Below are 16,723 nucleotides of genomic sequence, written 5' to 3' on the forward strand. Positions count from 1 at the left end.
AAGGAATCCTGCGAGGCATATCCCTGCGTGGGATTGATTGATGTAGAGCAAGTGCACGGTCAACGGATTCTGCGAGGCACATGGTCCGCGGCCGCCGGACGGCGACGGCGATCAGGCCGGCCCTCCCGACCCGCCGCCGCTGGGCGGGCGTCCGTACGGGCGCGCGGCGTCGATTCGGATCAGCGGGGCTGGGGGCCGCGGCGCTGGGGGAGGGAGACGACGCCGGAGTCGGCGGCGCCGGCCGGGGGCAGGCCGGCGATCTGGCAGAGCAGATCGCACCAGGCGGCCAGATGGCTGGCGGTGTCCGGGGGGCCCGCCTCGTCGGAGGGGGTCCAGGAGGCCCGGATCTCGATGCGGGTGGACGGCTCGCGGTCGGCCAGCCCGCCGAAGTGGTGCGAGCTGGCGAGGGTCACGGTGCCGCTCGGCTCGCCGTAGGAGACCCCGCGCGCCTGGAGCGCGCCGGTCAGCCAGGACCAGCACACCTCCGGCAGCAGCGGGTCCGCCGCCATCTCCGCTTCGAGGTCGGCGTGGACGAGGGTGACCAGCCGGAACGTGCCGCGCCAGGCATCGTGCCCGGCCGGGTCGTGGAGCAGGATCAGCCGCCCCTCCGCCAGCTCGTCCGGTTCCTCGCCGTGGCCGGCGGGCCCGCCGGGGACACCGGGCACGCCGGACGGTCCGCCCTGGGCGGCCTGCCCCGACGCGTCCACGGCCACCACCGCCTCCAGCGCGTACGCGTACGGCGCCAGGCGGCGCGGCGGCGCGGTCGGTTCCAGCTCCACCTCCGGCCGGGGCCGTGCGCCGCGCAACCCGGCAACCGCGTGCCGGAAGGCGATGGGAGCGCCGCCCTGACCATCCGTGCTGTCCGCACCGTCCGCGAGGTGTCCCTGAGCCGCTGCCATGCCGGAAGAGTAGGCGTTGACAGGGCCGCAACCGGGGAGGGACACCCGGGTTGTCGGGTCACTCGTTCGGCCCGTGCGAAGATTTGGGGCATGAGCGTCTCCGACAGCGTCCCCGACGGGCCCGGCGCCGGGCAGCAGACCGGCCGCAGCGCGGCGTACGACTCGGCGTTTCTGCGCGCCTGCCGGCGGGAGCCGGTGCCGCACACGCCGGTGTGGTTCATGCGCCAGGCAGGGCGCTCGCTGCCGGAGTACCGCCGCGTCCGCGAGGGCGTGGCCATGCTCGACTCCTGCATGCGGCCCGACCTGGTCACCGAGATCACCCTGCAGCCGGTGCGCCGCCACGGCGTGGACGCCGCGATCTACTTCAGCGACATCGTGGTGCCGCTCAAGGCCATCGGCATCGACCTCGACATCAAGCCCGGGGTCGGCCCGGTCGTCGAGCAGCCGATCCGCTCCCGCGCGGACCTGGAGCGGCTGCGGGCGCTTGACCCGGACGATGTGAAGTACGTCACCGAGGCCATCGGCATGCTCGTCGGCGAGCTCGGCAGCACCCCGCTGATCGGCTTCGCGGGCGCTCCGTTCACTCTCGCCAGCTATCTCGTGGAGGGCGGGCCGTCCCGCAACCACGAGCGGACCAAGGCCCTGATGTACGGCGACCCGCAGCTGTGGGCCGACCTCCTGGACCGCCTCTCGGAGATCACCGCCGCCTTCCTGAAGGTGCAGATCGAGGCCGGCGCCTCCGCCGTCCAGCTCTTCGACTCCTGGGTGGGCGCACTGGCCCCCGCCGACTACCGGCGCAGCGTGATGCCCGCCTCCGCCAAGGTCTTCGACGCGGTCGCCGGCTACGGCGTGCCCCGCATCCACTTCGGCGTCGGCACCGGCGAGCTCCTCGGCCTGCTCGGCGAGGCCGGCGCGGACGTCGTGGGCGTCGACTGGCGCGTCCCGCTGGACGAGGCCGCCCGTCGTGTCGGCCCCGGCAAGGCGCTTCAGGGCAACCTCGACCCGGCCGTCCTCTTCGCGCCCCGCGAGGCCGTCGAGGCCAAGGCGGACGAGGTGCTGGCGGCCGCCGCCGGGCTGGAGGGCCATGTCTTCAACCTGGGCCACGGTGTCCTGCCGAACACCGACCCGGACGCCCTCACCCGACTGGTGGAGCACGTCCACGCGCGCACCGCGCGCCAGTAGTCGACGGCCGGCGGCCGGCGAAGTCCAGGCCGCTGCCGAACGCCACCGGTGGTGGCGCGCCAGCGGGCGCGCCACCACCGTTCTCATTCCGAGCCCGGCGCACGCGCCGGCCGGCCTACCGGCGGGCCGGCTCAAGCCCGTCGCCAGCCGCCCAGCGCCAGCCCCGGTTCGGAGCTCTTCTGGCGGGCGACGTGCAGCCCGCCGTCGGCGCTGAGGGTGGCCACGACGAGCCGACCGACGCCGTCGACCGCCAGGGCGGGAGCGCCGGTGCCGGGGTCGCCGGTGGGGGTCCACCACACGCCCGCGGACTCCTGCTCGGTGGGGTGCGCGGCCACGGCCAGCCGGCCGCTCTCGGCCTCCCGGTGCGCCAGGACGGTGCAGTCATGCCCGGCGATCTCCGCGCGGGCCACCGCGACCGGCCCGGTGCCGGCCTCGCCGCCGAGCGAGACCGCGCCGTCACCGTCGGGGCGGTACGCGAGCACCGCGCCGGTCAGCGCGTCGCGCCAGTAGTGCGTCACCGTGTCCCGGCTGCTCTCGACGGCCGACACCGAGTCGGGGCTGGGCCGCGCGGGCACGTCGTCGCCGCGCCGCAGCCGGGCGCCGGGCTCGGGCTGGTACCAGCGCAGCGCGCCCTCGCCGGTCGTCGCCAGGAGCTCCACCCGCCCGTCGCCGGTGGCGGTGGCGCACAGCCCGTCCAGCACGTCCCGGCCCTTGAGGTCCTCCCAGGGGCCCCACGTGCCCTTGGCGTCCTGCCGTCGGACGCACACGCCGCGCCCGGCGTTGCGTATGAAGACGTACAGCGCCCCGTTCGCGTCGACGGCGGCGGACGGCGGGCCGATCCGCAGCGCCTTGCGCCAGTCCTTCGGGTACGGGGTGGACAGGGAGTGCCAGGCCGTCATCGGCCGACCCGTCTGGTACTGGGTGGCGTGCACGACCTCCAGATCGGTGCGCTCGTCACCGACCGGTCTGCGGCGCAGCCCCACCAGGTGGACATAGCCGTCCCGGCCCTGGGCCACACAGATGTCCGACAGCCCCGGCGCCTCGAAGACCTGCGGGCCGTCCCAGTCGGGCCCGCCGGGCTCAGTCTCGGTCCAGCGGGCAATACCGCCCGCGACCGGCGCGTAGGCCGTGAGCCGACCGTCCTTGCCGCGGAGCAACCGCAACGCCATGGCTCGCCGCCAACCTTTCCCGCTCGAATACTGACCATAATATTTCCCGTGACGGCTCAGTTCCCCCTGGTCATCGTCGACGCGGCCAACGTCGTCGGTTCGGTGCCCGACGGCTGGTGGCGAGACCGGCGGGCCGCCGCCGAGCGGCTGCGCGACCGGCTGGCGGACTACGCGGCGCGCGGCCTGCGGCAGCGGCCCGGACTGCCGCCGTGGGCGCAGCGGGGGCCCTTGGAGATCGTGCTGGTCGTCGAGGGGGCGGCGCGCGACGTCGAGCCCGTGCCGGAGGTGCGGGTCGTCGCAGCCCCCGGCAGCGGCGACGACCGCATGGTGGAGCTGGTCGCGGCCCGGGAGCCGGGGCGGGACTGCCTGGTGGTGACCGCCGACCGCGAACTCCGTGAGCGGGTGGCCGCTCTGGGCGCGGAGGTCGCCGGGCCCCGCACGGTCCGGCCGGCGGCCGACCGCTCCTGACCCGGCCTCATGCGCCCGGTCCGCCGGCGCTCCTAGCCCGCCTTCGGCAGGTCGTCCACCCGACCCGCCGCCCCCACCATCCGGCTGTGACCGCGCCCGTAGGCGAAGTAGACGATGAAGCCGACCACCATCCACCCCGCGAACCGGGCCCAGGTCTCGCCCGGCAGATTGAGCATCAGCCACAGCGAGGCGGCGACCGAGGCGATGGGCAGCACCGGCACCCAGGGGGTGCGGAAGGCGCGGTCCAGGTCGGGGCGGGTTCGGCGGAGCACGATGACGCCGATCGCGACCACGACGAAGGCGAACAGGGTGCCGATGTTCACCAGCTCCGCCAGCTCGGAGATGCTGGTGAAGCCGGCGACGACGGCGATGACGCAGCCGAGCAGGATGGTCGAGCGGTACGGGGTGGCGTAGCGCGGGTGCACCTTGGAGAAGAAGCGCGGCAGCAGCCCGTCGCGGCTCATGGCGAAGAAGACCCGGGTCTGCCCCAGCAGCAGGATCATGCAGACGGTGATCAGGCCGACGGCGGCGCCGAAGCTGATCAGGCCGGCGTACCAGGGGTGCCCGGTGGACTTGAAGGCGTCCGCCAGCGGGGCGTCGATGGTGAGCCTGGTGTAGTGCTGCATGCCGGTGACGACGACCGTCACGGCGACGTAGAGCGTGGTGCAGATCAGCAGCGAGCCCAGGATGCCGATGGGCATGTCCCGCTGCGGGTTGCGGGTCTCCTCGGCCGCGGTGGCGACCACGTCGAAGCCGATGAAGGCGAAGAACACCACGGCGGCGGCGGTGAAGATGCCCGGGACGCCGAAGCTGGTGGGTTCGTAACCGAACATCAGCTGCACCAGCGGCGCGTCGAGGCCCGAGCCGCCCTCCCTGGTCTCGGACTCGGGGATGAACGGCTGCCAGTTGGCCGCCTTGATGAAGAAGGCGCCGGCGATGATGACGATCAGCACCACGGTCACCTTGATGGCGACGACGACCGCGGTGAGGCGGGCGGACAGCTTCATGCCCAGGATCAGGACCCCGGTGAGCAGCAGCACCAGCAGGAAGGCGAGCAGGTCGAAGCCGAAGGGGCCCGGGGCGTCCGGCCCTGACAGGGCGTCGGGCAGCTTCCAGCCGGCGTTGTCGAGCAGCGAGCGCACATAGCCCGACCAGCCGACCGCGACCACCGCGGTCCCCAGCGCGAACTCCAGCACCAGGTCCCAGCCGATGATCCAGGCCGGCAGCTCGCCGATGGACGCGTACGAGAAGGTGTACGCGGACCCGGCCACCGGGACGGTCGAGGCGAACTCGGCGTAGCAGAGGGCGGCCAGGGCGCAGACGATGCCGGCCGTGACGAACGACAGCGCGGTCGCGGGGCCGGCGTGTTCCCTGGCCGCGACCCCGGTGAGGACGAAGATCCCGGTGCCGATGATGACGCCGACGCCGAAGACGGTGAGGTCGAGGGCGGACAGCGAGCGGTTGAGCGCGTGCTCCGGCTCTTCCGTATCCCGGATGGACTGTTCGATCGACTTCGTCCGGAAGACGCTGCCTGAGCCGCCTCCGGTGGGTTCCTTCACGCTCACGGCGCACCTCCACGATTGCCCGTCGGCGTCATGGTTCTGGTTGCCGGGGGCCGGAGGAGGTATGTACACCTGCCGGGGCGCACGAATTCATCCGATGGGGAGCGACGGGCGGGAACGCGCTGGGCCGGTCGGCGTATCCGTCGGACGGTCCCGTACGGATGCGTCGACCGGCCCGGTGAACCGGTGGTGCGGTCGGATGGCGCGGGCCGGCGGTCGTGCCGGCGACCCGCGGGTGCCCCGGGCTACCGCGGGGTGGTGCCCCCGGCGACCTCGGCCCCGTCGCCCGCGGCCAGCTGCTCGGGCTCGGTGGACTCCGCGTCCCCGGCCGCCTCGACCCGCTCGTCGTCGAAACGACCGTCGATCTTGGCGACCAGGCCGGTCACCTGGCGGGCGATGTCGGGTGCGGTCAGCCCGATCTCGGCCATGACCTCCTTGCGGGAGGCGTGGTCGAGGAAGACCGGCGGGATGCCGAAGTCGCGCAGCGGGACGTCGACGCCCGCGTCGCGCAGGGCCTGGGAGACGGCGGAGCCGACGCCGCCGACCCGGCTGTTGTCCTCGACGGTGACCACGACCCGGTGTCGGGCGGCCAGCCCCGGGAGCGCCTCGTCGACCGGCTTGACCCAGCGCGGGTCGACCACGGTCGTCGAGATGCCCTGCTTGTCGAGCAGGTCGGCGATCTCCAGGCACATCGGGGCGAGCGCGCCGACCGAGACCAGCAGCACGTCGGGGCGGTCCACACCGGCGCCCGGCTCGCGCAGCACGTCCATGCCGCCGACCCGGCCGACCGCCCGCACCGCCGGGCCGACCGCGCCCTTGGAGTAGCGGACCACGGTCGGGGCGTCGGTGACCTGGACGGCCTCGCGCAGCTGGGCGCGGACCTGGTCGGCGTCGCGCGGCGCGGCGATCCGCAGGCCGGGGACGACCTGGAGGATCGACATGTCCCACATGCCGTTGTGCGAGGCACCGTCGGTGCCGGTGATCCCGGCCCGGTCCAGGACGAAGGTCACGCCGCACCTGTGCAGCGCCACGTCCATCAGGACCTGGTCGAAGGCGCGGTTGAGGAAGGTGGCGTAGACGGCGACGACCGGGTGCAGCCCGCCGGTGGCCAGGCCGGCCGCCGAGACGGCGGCGTGCTGCTCGGCGATGCCCACGTCGTAGACCCGGTCCGGGAAGCGCTTGGCGAACTTGTCCAGGCCGACCGGCTGCAGCATGGCCGCCGTGATCGCGACGATGTCCGCGCGCTCCTCGCCGAGCCGGACCATCTCGTCGCCGAAGACGGAGGTCCAGTCGGCGCCGGAGCTCGCGATCGGCAGACCGGTGTCCGGGTGGATCTTGCCCACCGCGTGGAAGCGGTCCGCCTCGTCCTGGAGGGCGGGCTGGTAGCCGCGGCCCTTCTCGGTGAGGCAGTGCACGATGACCGGGCCACGGAAGCGCTTGGCGCGCTGCAGCGCGGACTCCAGGGCCTCGATGTCGTGGCCGTCGATCGGGCCGACGTACTTCAGCCCCAGGTCCTCGAACATGCCCTGCGGGGCGATGAAGTCCTTCAGGCCCTTCTTGGCGCCGTGCAGCGTCTCGTAGAGCGGCCGGCCGACGACCGGGGTGCGCTCCAGGATGTCCTTGCCGCGGGCCAGGAAGCGCTCGTAGCCGTCGGTGGTGCGCAGGGTGGCGAGGTGGTTGGCGAGGCCGCCGATGGTGGGCGCGTAGGAGCGCTCGTTGTCGTTGACGACGATGACCAGCGGGCGGTCCTTGGCGGCGGCGATGTTGTTGAGCGCCTCCCAGGCCATGCCGCCGGTCAGCGCGCCGTCGCCGATCACCGCGGCGACGTGGTGGTTCTCCCGGCCGAGCACCTCGTTGGCCTTGGCGATGCCCTCGGCCCAGCCCAGCACGGTGGAGGCGTGGCTGTTCTCGATGACGTCGTGCTCGGACTCGGCCCGCGAGGGGTAGCCGGAGAGCCCGCCCTTGCTCTTGAGCTTGGAGAAGTCCTGCCGCCCGGTGAGCAGCTTGTGGACGTAGGACTGGTGGCCGGTGTCGAAGAGCACCTTGTCCCTGGGGCTCTGGAAGACCCGGTGCAGGGCGATGGTCAGCTCGACGACGCCGAGGTTGGGGCCCAGGTGTCCGCCGGTCTTGGAGACGGCGTCCACGAGGAAGGTACGGATCTCCGCCGCCAGCTGATCCAGCTGCTCCGGGCTGAGCCGGTCCAGATCGCGTGGTCCCCTGATGCGGGTCAGCAGAGTCACCCGTGCCTCCTTGCTGTCGAGTGTGTCCGGGCCCGGTGGGGGCCGGGTCCGACGAGTCTAATGTTCCGCCCGGGAGCCGGGAGATCGGCCTATGCGATGTATGTCACGCGAAGGGGCGGGATACACGCGGGCCCCGCGTCCGAAGGGCGGGCAGGAGGGCACCCGGCACCGGCACAGCCGGCACCGGAGCCGACACCGGGCCCCTGAGCCGACACCGGGCCCCCGGGGGCACGCGTGGCGCCCCGGCGCCCCACGTGGGCCGCACGCAGGAGTGCCCGGCACCGCCCAGGGGACGGTGCCGGGCACGGGGCGCGGCGGGCGCGCGGGGCGCCGGGAGCGGCCGACAGGTCGACCCGCGGCCCGCCGGGTCAGCCGCGGCCGGCTGTCTTCTGTGTCCTGCGGGAGACCGAGTCGATCACCACGGCGGCGAGCAGCACCGCACCGGTGATCATGTACTGGACGGAGTTGCCCACGCTCAGCAGGTACATGCCGGACGAGATCGAGCCGATGACCAGCATGCCGAGCAGCGCCGACCAGACCGAGCCGCGGCCGCCGAAGAGGCTGGTGCCGCCGATGACCGCGGCGGCGATGGCCTCCATCAGCAGGTTGCCGGTACCGGCCTGCTGGCTGGCGGTGCCGACCCGGGAGGCGATCATGAGACCACCGCAGGCCGCGAGGAAGCCGGAGAGCGCGAAGACCGAGATCCGCACGGCGTCCACGTTGATGCCGGCGCGGCGGGCGGCCTCGACGCTGCCGCCGAGCGCGATCACCTTGCGGCCGTAGGAGGTGCGGCGCACCACGAAGTCCAGGCCGACCAGCACCACCAGGAAGATCACCAGGGCCAGCGGCAGGCCCATGTACTCGTTGAGCTTCCAGGCCGCGGCGAAGGCGATCACGGCCAGCACCGCGGTGCGCACCAGGATCTCGCCCATCGGCCGGGCCGGGATGCCGGCCTCCTTGCGCCGCCTGGCGTCCAGGAACTGGGCCAGGAAGAAGGCGCCCACGGCCAGCGCCGCCGCCGCGTACGCGGCGGCGATGTCCGAGAAGTAGTGGGTGGACAGGGTGCGCAGCAGGCTGTCGTCGTCGAGCTGGATGGATCCGGTGCTGCTCAGCACCTGGAGCATCAGGCCGTTCCAGGCGAGCAGGCCGGCCAGCGTGACCACGAAGGCCGGCACGCCGATCTTGGCGAAGAAGTAGCCGTGCACCACGCCGAGGGCCGTACCGACGGCGAGGCCGATGAGGATCGCCGGGACCTCGGGCATGCCCTCCTTGACGTTGAGCACCGCCGTGGTCGCCGCGGCCAGGCCGCTGACCGAGCCGACCGACAGGTCGATCTCGCCGAGCAACAGCACGAAGACGATGCCGACCGAGATCAGGCCGGTGCCGCCGATGATGATCGACAGGTCGGAGAGGTTCTTCGGGGAGAGGAAGGCGTCGTCCTTGACCTGGAAGACGGCCCAGATGACGGCGATGCCGACGATGACCGGGAGGGCGCCCAGCTCGCCGCTGCGCAGCTTGCGCCCCAGCTCCTGGAGGTAGCCCTTGACGCCCTGCTGGCGCACCAGCAGCCGGGGGTCGACGGCGGCGACGGCCGCCGGGGCGGCGGGGGCCTCGTCGACGGATTCCTGCGCGCCGGGTTCCTGCGCGCTGCTCGACTTGTTGAGGTCGGTGGTCACTTCTGGGCCTCCGCGGTACGCGCCTTGCGGCGGGTCACGGCGTTGTCCGTGGCGCCGGTGATGGCGGAGATGATGTCTTCCTGAGAGGTGGTGCGGACGTCGAAGGTGCCGTTGTTGCGGCCCAGGCGCAGCACCGCGACCCGGTCCGCGACCGCCTTGACGTCGGCCATGTTGTGGCTGATGAGGATCACCGCGAGGCCGCGTTCGCGCAGCCGCTCGACCAGGTCGAGGACCTGCGCGGTCTGCTCGACGCCGAGGGCGGCGGTGGGCTCGTCGAGGATCACCAGCTTGGGGTCGCCGAGCATGGAGCGGGCGATGGCGACGGTCTGCCGCTGGCCACCGGAGAGCGCGGCGATCGGGATGCGGACGCTGGGGATGCGGATCGAGAGGGTGCTGAGCAGCTCGCGCGAGCGGCGCTCCATCTCCACCTCGTCCAGTGCGCCGCGGCGCAGGATCTCGCGGCCCAGGAAGAGGTTGCCGACGACGTCGATGTTGTCGCACAGCGCGAGGTCCTGGTAGACGGTCGCGATGCCCAGCTCCTGGGCGTCGTGCGGGCGCTGGATGGTCACCGGCTTGCCGCACCACTCGACGACGCCGTCGTCGGCCGGCCCGGCTCCGGCGATGGTCTTGACGAGGGTGGACTTACCGGCGCCGTTGTCGCCGACCAGGGCGACCACCTCACCGGCGTGGACCTCCAGGTGAACGTCGGTCAGCGCCTGGACGGCGCCGAACCGCTTGGAGATCCCGCGCAACGCAAGTACGGGTTCGTTCGGCACGATGGCCTTCTCCGATCTAGGGCAGGGGGACCCTGCGGATTGCAGAGGGGGTGCCGGGCGGGCCGGCTCCCCTCGCCAGCGTCTGGGGGTGGAATCCGGGGCCTTGAGGGCTCCGGATCCGGCACCGGGGTGGGTGCGGTGGGCCGGTGCGGGGTGGCCGCTTCGGGGCCTCGGGCCCGTGGGCCGTACGCCGCCCCGGGAGGGCGGGCCCGTGGGATTCGGGCGTGCGCCGGCCGGCGGTGGTCGGGCGCCCCGCCGGCCGGCGGTGGCTCCACCCTGTGGCGGGGCCCGCGGGGCGGGTGTGCCGGCGCGGCGGCCGCGCCCGTGCGGGGCGGCCCCGCCGCCCGGCCGGTCCGGCCGTGCGGAGCGGGACACCGCCCCCCGGTGGTGCGTGGCCGGGCCGCCTCAGCGACGGCCCGGGCCGTCGGCTACTTCAGGCCCGCGGACTTGCAGGCGGACGCGTACTTGGCGGTGCAGATCTCGTCGACCTTCCACAGGCCGTCCTTGACCACGGTGTCCTTGATGTTGTCCTTGGTCAGTGCCAGGGGGGTGATCAGGGTGGCCGGGATCTTCTTGGCGCTGCCGCTGTCGACGGTGGCGGAGGCGGCCACCTTCTCGCCGCGGCCGAGGGCCAGCGCCATCTCGGCGGCGGCGGTCGCCTCGGGCTCGTACGGCTTGTAGACGCTCATGTACTGCTCACCGGCGAGGATGCGCTGCACGCCCGCGAGCTCCGCGTCCTGGCCGGTCACCGGCGGCAGGGAGGAGAAGCCGCCGCTCTTGAGCGCGGTGATGGCGCCGCCCGCCATGCCGTCGTTGGCGGAGTAGACGCCGATGATCTCGTCCTTGCCGAGCGAGGAGATGGCGCCGCTCATGGCCTCGTTGGCCTTGTCCGGCAGCCAGCGGTCCACGTCGTAGGACTTGGCGATGTCGACCTTGCCGTCCAGGACGGACAGCGCGCCCTTCTTGAAGAGGGCGGCGTTGGGGTCGGCCTCCCAGCCGTTGAGCATGACGACCTTGCCGTCCTCGGCCTTGTCCCCGAGCGCCTTGAGGAGCGCCTTGCCCTGGACCTTGCCGACCTCCTCGTTGTCGAAGGAGGTGTAGGCGGAGACCGGGCCCTCGGCGAGCCGGTCGTAGGCGACGACCGGGATGCCGGCCTCGTCGGCCTTCTTCACGGAGCTGGCGATGGACTTGGAGTCGACCGCGTCGAGGATGATCACGTCCACCTTCTTGGTGATCATCGAGTCGACCTGCTGCTGCTGCACCGACGGGTCCGACTTGGCGTTGGCGTACTGGACGGTGCACTCCGCGCACAGCCCCTTGATCTTGTCGGTGATCAGGGGGCGGTCGAAGCTCTCGTATCTCGCGGTCTGGTCCTCCGGGAGGAGCAGACCGATGGTGAGCGGACCTGTCTTCTTCTTGTCGCCCTTGTCCTTGTCTCCGGCTTCCTTCGCGGAGCCGCAGGCGGCGAGGGACGCGGCCATCGAAACAGCGGCGGTGGCCATGAGGACGCGACGCATCGTGGCGTTCATATGGGGGTGACCTCCCTGACGAGGCCGCGTCATTGCGGCCGAGGTGGCTGGAAGTCAACTCGGCCGTCAGCATGACGTCAAGAAGTAAATCCTTAACGAGATGGCAACGGTGCCATTCGTTATCTGTCTGAACTCAGCCTTGAACGAGCGCGCAGCGGGCCCCGCGGCGAGCCGTCGCCGCGGGGCCCCCTCCGGACCGCACCGGTCAGTTGAGCGACGGTGCTCCCAGCGGCGAGCCGTCCAGCAGCGTGGAGTCGCCCATCTCGCTGAGCACCAGGGCGATGGCGCCGAGCACCTCCGCGCGGTCGCCCAGCGCGCCCGGCATCACCGACAACCGCCGTGCCGCGCTGGGGATCGCGTACCGCGCCACCGACTCGCGGATGGGGCCCAGCACCAGCTCGCCGGACTCGGCGAGATGTCCACCGAGCAGCACTCTGCTGGGATTGAGCAGGTTGCACAGATTGGCCACTCCGCTACCGATATGCCGCCCCACATCGGCGATGACCCGACGGCAGCCGGGGTCGCCGTCCCGGGCCAGCCGGACCATGCGCTCCACGGTGAGATCGGCGCCATGACTGGAGTGCAGGAGCGGCAGCACATAGCGGGCGGCGGCGAACGTTTCCAGACAACCGCGGTTGCCGCAGCGACAGACCGGACCCGACTCATCCAGGGTGATATGCCCGATCTCGCCCGCCGTGCCGCCGGGGCCGCGATAGATCTGCCCACTGATCACGAGCCCCGCGCCGACGCCGCTGGCGACCTTGATGTACGCCAGGTCGGCGACCCCCCGCCCGGCACCCCAGACCAGTTCGCCCAGCGCGCCCAGGTTGGCGTCGTTGTCCACGTGCACCGGGACGCCCAGCCGGGCGGCCAGCTCGTCGCGGGGATTGGTGCCCGCCCAGCCCGGCAGGATCGCGGTGGAGCCGAGTGCGCCGGTCTCCACGTCGATCGGCCCCGGCACGCCGAGACCCACCCCGATCACCTTGTCGGGGCTGATGCCGGTGACCTCGATCAGCCGGCCCACCAGGGCCTCCGCCCGGTCCATGCCCTGCGCCGCGGAGGCGTCCACATCCAGCGGCTCGGACTCCTCGGCGAGCACCTGGTGGGCCAGGTTGCCGATGGCCACCCGCAGGTGGGTGTGGCCGAAGTCCACGCCGACCACGATCCCGGCGTGGCCGCTCAGCGAGACGCTGCGGGCCCGCCGACCACCGGCCGAGGTCGGGGTGACCTCCACCGTCCCGCCGTCCTTCAGCTCCCGAACGATATTGGAGACCGTCGCGGCGGACAGCCCGGTGGACCGGGCGATCTCCGCCTGTGTGAGCGAGCCCGCCATCCGCACCGCGCGCACGACCCGCTCCAGGTTGGCCCGGTGCAGCGACGACTGCGATCCCGGAGTCTCCACGCCCATCCACTCCCGCTACGGCGCCGGCACGACGGCCGCACCACCGGCCGGGCCACGACGATGGGGCCCGGCATTGTCTCCAACATGTGAACTCTAAGTCGAGCCGGCTCGGTTGTCCCCCGTCAAGTCCTCACGGGACACAGGTGGGACACGGTGTATCGAACACGCCTGGTGAGCGGCTGGGTGAGATACGTCACGACGGACCCACCCCGACCACGCAGGGTGAGCCCGTCGTCGCGACCGGCCGCGCGGGCCGCGTGCCCGCGGCTACTTCAGCGCCCCCGCCGTCAGGCCCGCCTGGACCTGCCGTTGGAACAAGAAGTAAACGATCAGCACCGGCAGCATGGCGATCGTCATCCCCGCCATCAGCGCTCCCCAGTCCGTCTCGTACTGCTGCTGGAGCGCGATCTGGGCCAGCCCCTGGGTCAGCACGTACTTCTTCTCGTCCTGGTTGAGCACCATCGGCAGCAGGTACTGGTTCCACTGCCCCAGGAAGTTGAAGATGCCGATGCTGATCAGTCCCGGGCGGGCCATCGGCAGCATCACCTGGAAGAAGACCCGGGTGTGCGAGGCCCCGTCGATCATCGCGGCCTCGGCGATCGAGGTCGGCAGCGTCCGGAAGAACGCCGTCATGAAGAAGACCGTGAACGGCAGCGAGTAGGCGATGTAGACCAGGATCAGGCCGTGGTAGGTGGCCAGCAGATTCTGCCCCGGGAAGTCCCGCATCACGAAGAAGAGCGGGATCACCAGCATGAACACCGGGAACGCCATGCCACCGACGAAGAGGTAGTAGAGGAGCCGGTTGCCGGGGAAGGTGAACCGGGCCAGCACATAGGCGGCCATCGACCCGAGCACCATGGTGCCGAGCACCGAGCCCCCGACCACGATGAGGGTGTTGAGGAAGTAGTCGCCGAAGTTCGCCTCACGCCAGGCGTTGCCCCAGTTCTCGAAGTGCAGTTTCCCGGGCAGCGACCAGGGGTCGCTGAGGATGCCGTCGCTGGTCTTGAAGGAGCTCCACAGCACCCAGACCAGCGGCAGCCCCACCATGAGCGCCCAGGTGACGAGGATGCCGTGGGAGAAGACGTTGAGCACGGCCCCCTCGGACCGGCGTGCCGGCTCGCGCGGCGGCCGCGGGACCGGGGGGACGGCCTCCGGCGGGGAGACCTCGGTGATGTCCGTCGTCATGAGTCCGCGACCCCCTAGAACTCGATCCGCTCACGCCGCGCGAAGCGCATGGTGAGCACGGCGAACAGCAGGGTGACCACGAGCATGGCGACGCCCATGGCCGCCGCGTAGCCGTACTGGCTGTCGCGGAAGGCGGTCTGATAGAGCCTCAGCGGCACCACGTCGGTCGCCCCGTTGGGTCCGCCCATGTTCACGGACATGATCTGCACCAGCGCGAAGGCGTCCATGGCGATGATGCCCATGTAGACCCAGCCGGTCTGCACCGTGTCCCACAGCAGCGGCAGCGTGATGCGGAAGAAGGTGTGGGTGCGGCCCGCGCCGTCCAACAGCGCCGCCTCGTAGATGTCCCGGGGGATGTTGGCCATGGCGGCCGAGAAGAGCACCACGTAGAAGCCGACGTGCGCCCAGACCATCACCGCCATGATGCAGGTGAGCGCGAGGCTCTTGTCCCCGAGCCAGGAGCTCTGCAGGGAGTCCAGGCCCACGGTGCCGAGCAGGGAGTTCAGCAGTCCCTCGCGGGCGTCGGGGTTGTAGATGTTGAACCAGATCACCGAGATGATGGCGATGGAGATGACCTGGGGGAAGAAGAAGACGAACCGGTAGACGGAGGTGCCGCGCACCCCGGTGATCACCGCGCCGCGGCGCGAGCGGCCGCCGACGTTGAGCATGAAGGCGAAGAAGAGCCCCAGCCCCAGGGTGATGACCGGCACCACCGCCAGCATGATCGCGTTGTGCTTCAGCGCGTTCAGGAACTCGTCGCTGTGCAGCAGCTTGTCGTAGTTGTCGAACCCGGTGTACTGCGCGGCGCCCCGCACGCCGCTCCAGTCGGTCAGCGAGATCTGGAACGCCTGGATGAAGGGCGAGATCACGAAGATCGCGTAAATCGCCACCGGCAGAGCCAGGAACCCCAGGACGAACAGGTTCTTCCGCAACTCCCCGGCCTTCCGGGGACCGCCTTTCCTCCGCATACCGCTCCCAGCCCTCTCCTCCGGCCGCGTGACTGACCCGATTCGGCCCGGTCCGATTCCCCGGGGCGGATCACCCCGGGGAATCGCGACGGGCCCCGATGAGCCCCGACGGGCCGGCGATCAGGCGGTGCGCTTGAACTTGGTGACCGAGTCGTCGCCGGCCACCTCGTCGGCGTAGCTCTGCGCCTTCCGGATCCACTCCTTGGCCTTGAGGTCGCCGGTGAGCAGCTCGCTGGTCAGGCCGCCGAGCTTCTCGTCCGTCAGCTTCGGGTACCACTCCTGGAGCTGGATGGTCAGCAGGTTCTCGCCGGCGTCCGCGACCAGCTTGCTCGCCGAGGCCAGACCGGGCGTCAGCTGCATGCCCTCGGTGGCGCCCTTCACGCTCGTGAGCGACTTGACCTTCTTGGCGAAGTTCTGCGAGTGCTTCTTGGAGAGCATGATGCGCAGCAGCTCCATGCCGCCGATCGGGTTCTTGCCCTGCTTGGCGACGATGAACGGCTCGCTCGGCTCGGCTCGCACCGTGCCGTGCGGCATCCTGTCGCCCGAGCCGCCGTCGAAGAGCGCGCCGACGGCCATCCCGAAGTCGTCCGGGGTGGTCGGGGCGGCCTCGTTCTCCACCCAGGAGCCGTTGGGCATGAACACCGCCTCGCCCTTGGTCCACTTGGTCTGCGTCTGGGTGTGGGTGCGGCCCTCGCTGCCCTCCAGGAAGTAGCCCTTGGCGGCCAGCTCCTCATAGTGCTCGACGACCTGCTTGACCGCGTCGTTGGAGGTCCACGCCTTCGGTTCGAGGTTGTCGATCGCGATCCACTTCTCCATGCCGCCGATCTTGGCGATCTGCGCGAAGAGGTTGAAGTGGACGTAGTACGGATACTTCCCCGGGTAGGTCCAGGGCGCGATGCCCGCCTTCTTGATCTCGCCGCAGAGCCGGACCATCTCGTCCAGGGTCCTGGGGTACTCCCAGCCCTTGTCGTCCAGCAGCTTCCGGGAGTACCAGGAGCCGTAGACGGTGAAGGCGTAGTAGAGGACGTCGAAGGTGTCGCCGTGCCTGCCCTTCTCCAGCGTGCTGGGGTAGAGGAGGTCGCGCACCTTCTTGTCCGGGTCGTCGAACGAGACCGCGTCCAGCAGCGGTGCCAGGTCCATCAGCTGACCCTGGGTGGACAGGTTGTTCATGTCCAGGTGGTCGGCGCCGGAGTTGTCGATGACGTCCGGCGGGTTGCCCCCGGCGAAGCGGGGCTGGAGCTTGGGGCCGACCTGTTGGGTGCCGGTGTGCCTGACCTCGGCGTCGTACGTCGCCTTGTAGTCCGCCTCCGCGTCCTTGGCGTACTGGTCGCCGAGCCCGCCCTTGAAGATGAACGCCTCCAGCGGGGCGCCCTCCTTCACGCCCAGCGGGTTCTTCGCGCTGACCTTGCCCTCCGGCTGCTTGGGCTTGTCCGCGTCGTCGTCCCCGCCGCCGGTGGCGCACGCGGAGAGGAGGCCCATGCCGGGCGCGGCGATGAGGCCGAGCGCCGCCGAACGCTTGATCAGCTGGCGGCGGCCGGTTCCGGGGCGGTTCGTACCGGGGGCGTCAGAGGTGGATCCCATGCTCAAGTCCTCGCCTTCTTGCGGACTCAGGCGGTGTAGCGGTCTCCCGTGCGAGCTCGCCTCCGGCGAGGGGTCCGACACCGCAG

Annotated in this window: 13 protein-coding genes; 2 read left to right on the forward strand and 11 right to left on the reverse strand. The window is 71.5% G+C overall.

Going from position 1 to position 16,723, the window contains the following annotated elements:
- Positions 1-179: 179 nt before the first annotated feature.
- Entirely contained in the window at positions 180-899 is a 720-nt protein-coding gene (locus LRS74_RS07655; protein ID WP_277740295.1) for a DUF3000 domain-containing protein, read from the reverse strand.
- Between the two features lie 90 nt (positions 900-989).
- Between LRS74_RS07655 and hemE the strand changes: the two genes are divergently transcribed.
- Positions 990-2,081 carry a uroporphyrinogen decarboxylase gene (gene hemE / locus LRS74_RS07660; RefSeq protein WP_277740296.1) on the forward strand — a complete coding sequence of 364 codons (1,092 nt, stop codon included), beginning with the start codon at positions 990-992 and terminating at the stop codon, positions 2,079-2,081.
- Positions 2,082-2,212: 131 nt separating this feature from the next.
- On the opposite strand, the gene LRS74_RS07665 is transcribed toward hemE, so the two are convergent.
- Positions 2,213-3,250 (reverse strand): hypothetical protein, encoded by a 1,038-nt coding sequence (locus LRS74_RS07665; protein WP_277740297.1) that lies wholly within the window; start codon positions 3,248-3,250, stop codon positions 2,213-2,215.
- 48 nt (positions 3,251-3,298) lie between these two features.
- Here LRS74_RS07665 and LRS74_RS07670 point away from each other — a divergent pair, with 48 nt between their 5' ends.
- Positions 3,299-3,718 (forward strand): NTP pyrophosphohydrolase, encoded by a 420-nt coding sequence (locus tag LRS74_RS07670; protein ID WP_277740298.1) that lies wholly within the window; start codon positions 3,299-3,301, stop codon positions 3,716-3,718.
- Positions 3,719-3,750: 32 nt separating this feature from the next.
- Here the strand turns inward: LRS74_RS07670 and LRS74_RS07675 are convergent, their stop codons facing one another.
- The 9 genes from LRS74_RS07675 to ngcE all read right to left on the reverse strand — a co-directional run bounded on the left by LRS74_RS07675 (position 3,751) and on the right by ngcE (position 16,637).
- Positions 3,751-5,283 (reverse strand): amino acid permease, encoded by a 1,533-nt coding sequence (locus tag LRS74_RS07675; protein WP_277740299.1) that lies wholly within the window; start codon positions 5,281-5,283, stop codon positions 3,751-3,753.
- Positions 5,284-5,525: 242 nt separating this feature from the next.
- Positions 5,526-7,520: a 1-deoxy-D-xylulose-5-phosphate synthase gene (dxs, locus tag LRS74_RS07680; RefSeq protein WP_277740300.1), complete on the reverse strand. Its 1,995-nt coding sequence runs from the start codon at positions 7,518-7,520 to the stop codon at positions 5,526-5,528.
- A 368-nt stretch (positions 7,521-7,888) separates the two neighbouring features.
- A complete protein-coding gene (locus LRS74_RS07685; protein WP_277740301.1) occupies positions 7,889-9,196 on the reverse strand; it encodes a sugar ABC transporter permease in 1,308 nt (435 codons plus the stop codon).
- A complete protein-coding gene (locus LRS74_RS07690) occupies positions 9,193-9,972 on the reverse strand; it encodes an ATP-binding cassette domain-containing protein (protein ID WP_277740302.1) in 780 nt (259 codons plus the stop codon). Before LRS74_RS07690 ends, LRS74_RS07685 begins: the two co-directional genes overlap by 4 nt.
- A 428-nt stretch (positions 9,973-10,400) precedes the next feature.
- Positions 10,401-11,501: a substrate-binding domain-containing protein gene (locus tag LRS74_RS07695; RefSeq protein WP_277740303.1), complete on the reverse strand. Its 1,101-nt coding sequence runs from the start codon at positions 11,499-11,501 to the stop codon at positions 10,401-10,403.
- Positions 11,502-11,706: 205 nt separating this feature from the next.
- Positions 11,707-12,903: an ROK family transcriptional regulator gene (locus LRS74_RS07700; RefSeq protein ID WP_144382095.1), complete on the reverse strand. Its 1,197-nt coding sequence runs from the start codon at positions 12,901-12,903 to the stop codon at positions 11,707-11,709.
- A gap of 267 nt (positions 12,904-13,170) precedes the next feature.
- Positions 13,171-14,088, reverse strand: a complete 918-nt coding sequence (locus tag LRS74_RS07705) for a carbohydrate ABC transporter permease (protein ID WP_277740304.1) — start codon at positions 14,086-14,088, stop codon at positions 13,171-13,173.
- A 14-nt stretch (positions 14,089-14,102) separates the two neighbouring features.
- Positions 14,103-15,020 carry a sugar ABC transporter permease gene (locus LRS74_RS07710; protein WP_277740305.1) on the reverse strand — a complete coding sequence of 306 codons (918 nt, stop codon included), beginning with the start codon at positions 15,018-15,020 and terminating at the stop codon, positions 14,103-14,105.
- A 156-nt stretch (positions 15,021-15,176) separates the two neighbouring features.
- On the reverse strand, positions 15,177-16,637 hold the full coding sequence (ngcE, locus tag LRS74_RS07715; RefSeq protein WP_277740306.1) for an N-acetylglucosamine/diacetylchitobiose ABC transporter substrate-binding protein: 1,461 nt from the start codon (positions 16,635-16,637) through the stop codon (positions 15,177-15,179).
- Between the last annotated feature and the right edge of the window lie 86 nt (positions 16,638-16,723).

The sequence above is a fragment of the Streptomyces sp. LX-29 genome, from assembly GCF_029541745.1.
In the GTDB taxonomy this organism is placed as follows: domain Bacteria; phylum Actinomycetota; class Actinomycetes; order Streptomycetales; family Streptomycetaceae; genus Streptomyces.

What these genes read in the sequence shown, in the direction of transcription:
- LRS74_RS07655 (WP_277740295.1), bottom strand. Translation starts at nt 899, where the DNA reads ATGGCAGCGGCTCAGGGACACCTCGCGGACGGTGCGGACAGCACGGAT.
- hemE (WP_277740296.1), top strand. Translation starts at nt 990, where the DNA reads ATGAGCGTCTCCGACAGCGTCCCCGACGGGCCCGGCGCCGGGCAGCAG.
- LRS74_RS07665 (WP_277740297.1), bottom strand. Translation starts at nt 3,250, where the DNA reads ATGGCGTTGCGGTTGCTCCGCGGCAAGGACGGTCGGCTCACGGCCTAC.
- LRS74_RS07695 (WP_277740303.1), bottom strand. Translation starts at nt 11,501, where the DNA reads ATGAACGCCACGATGCGTCGCGTCCTCATGGCCACCGCCGCTGTTTCG.
- LRS74_RS07705 (WP_277740304.1), bottom strand. Translation starts at nt 14,088, where the DNA reads ATGACGACGGACATCACCGAGGTCTCCCCGCCGGAGGCCGTCCCCCCG.
- ngcE (WP_277740306.1), bottom strand. Translation starts at nt 16,637, where the DNA reads ATGGGATCCACCTCTGACGCCCCCGGTACGAACCGCCCCGGAACCGGC.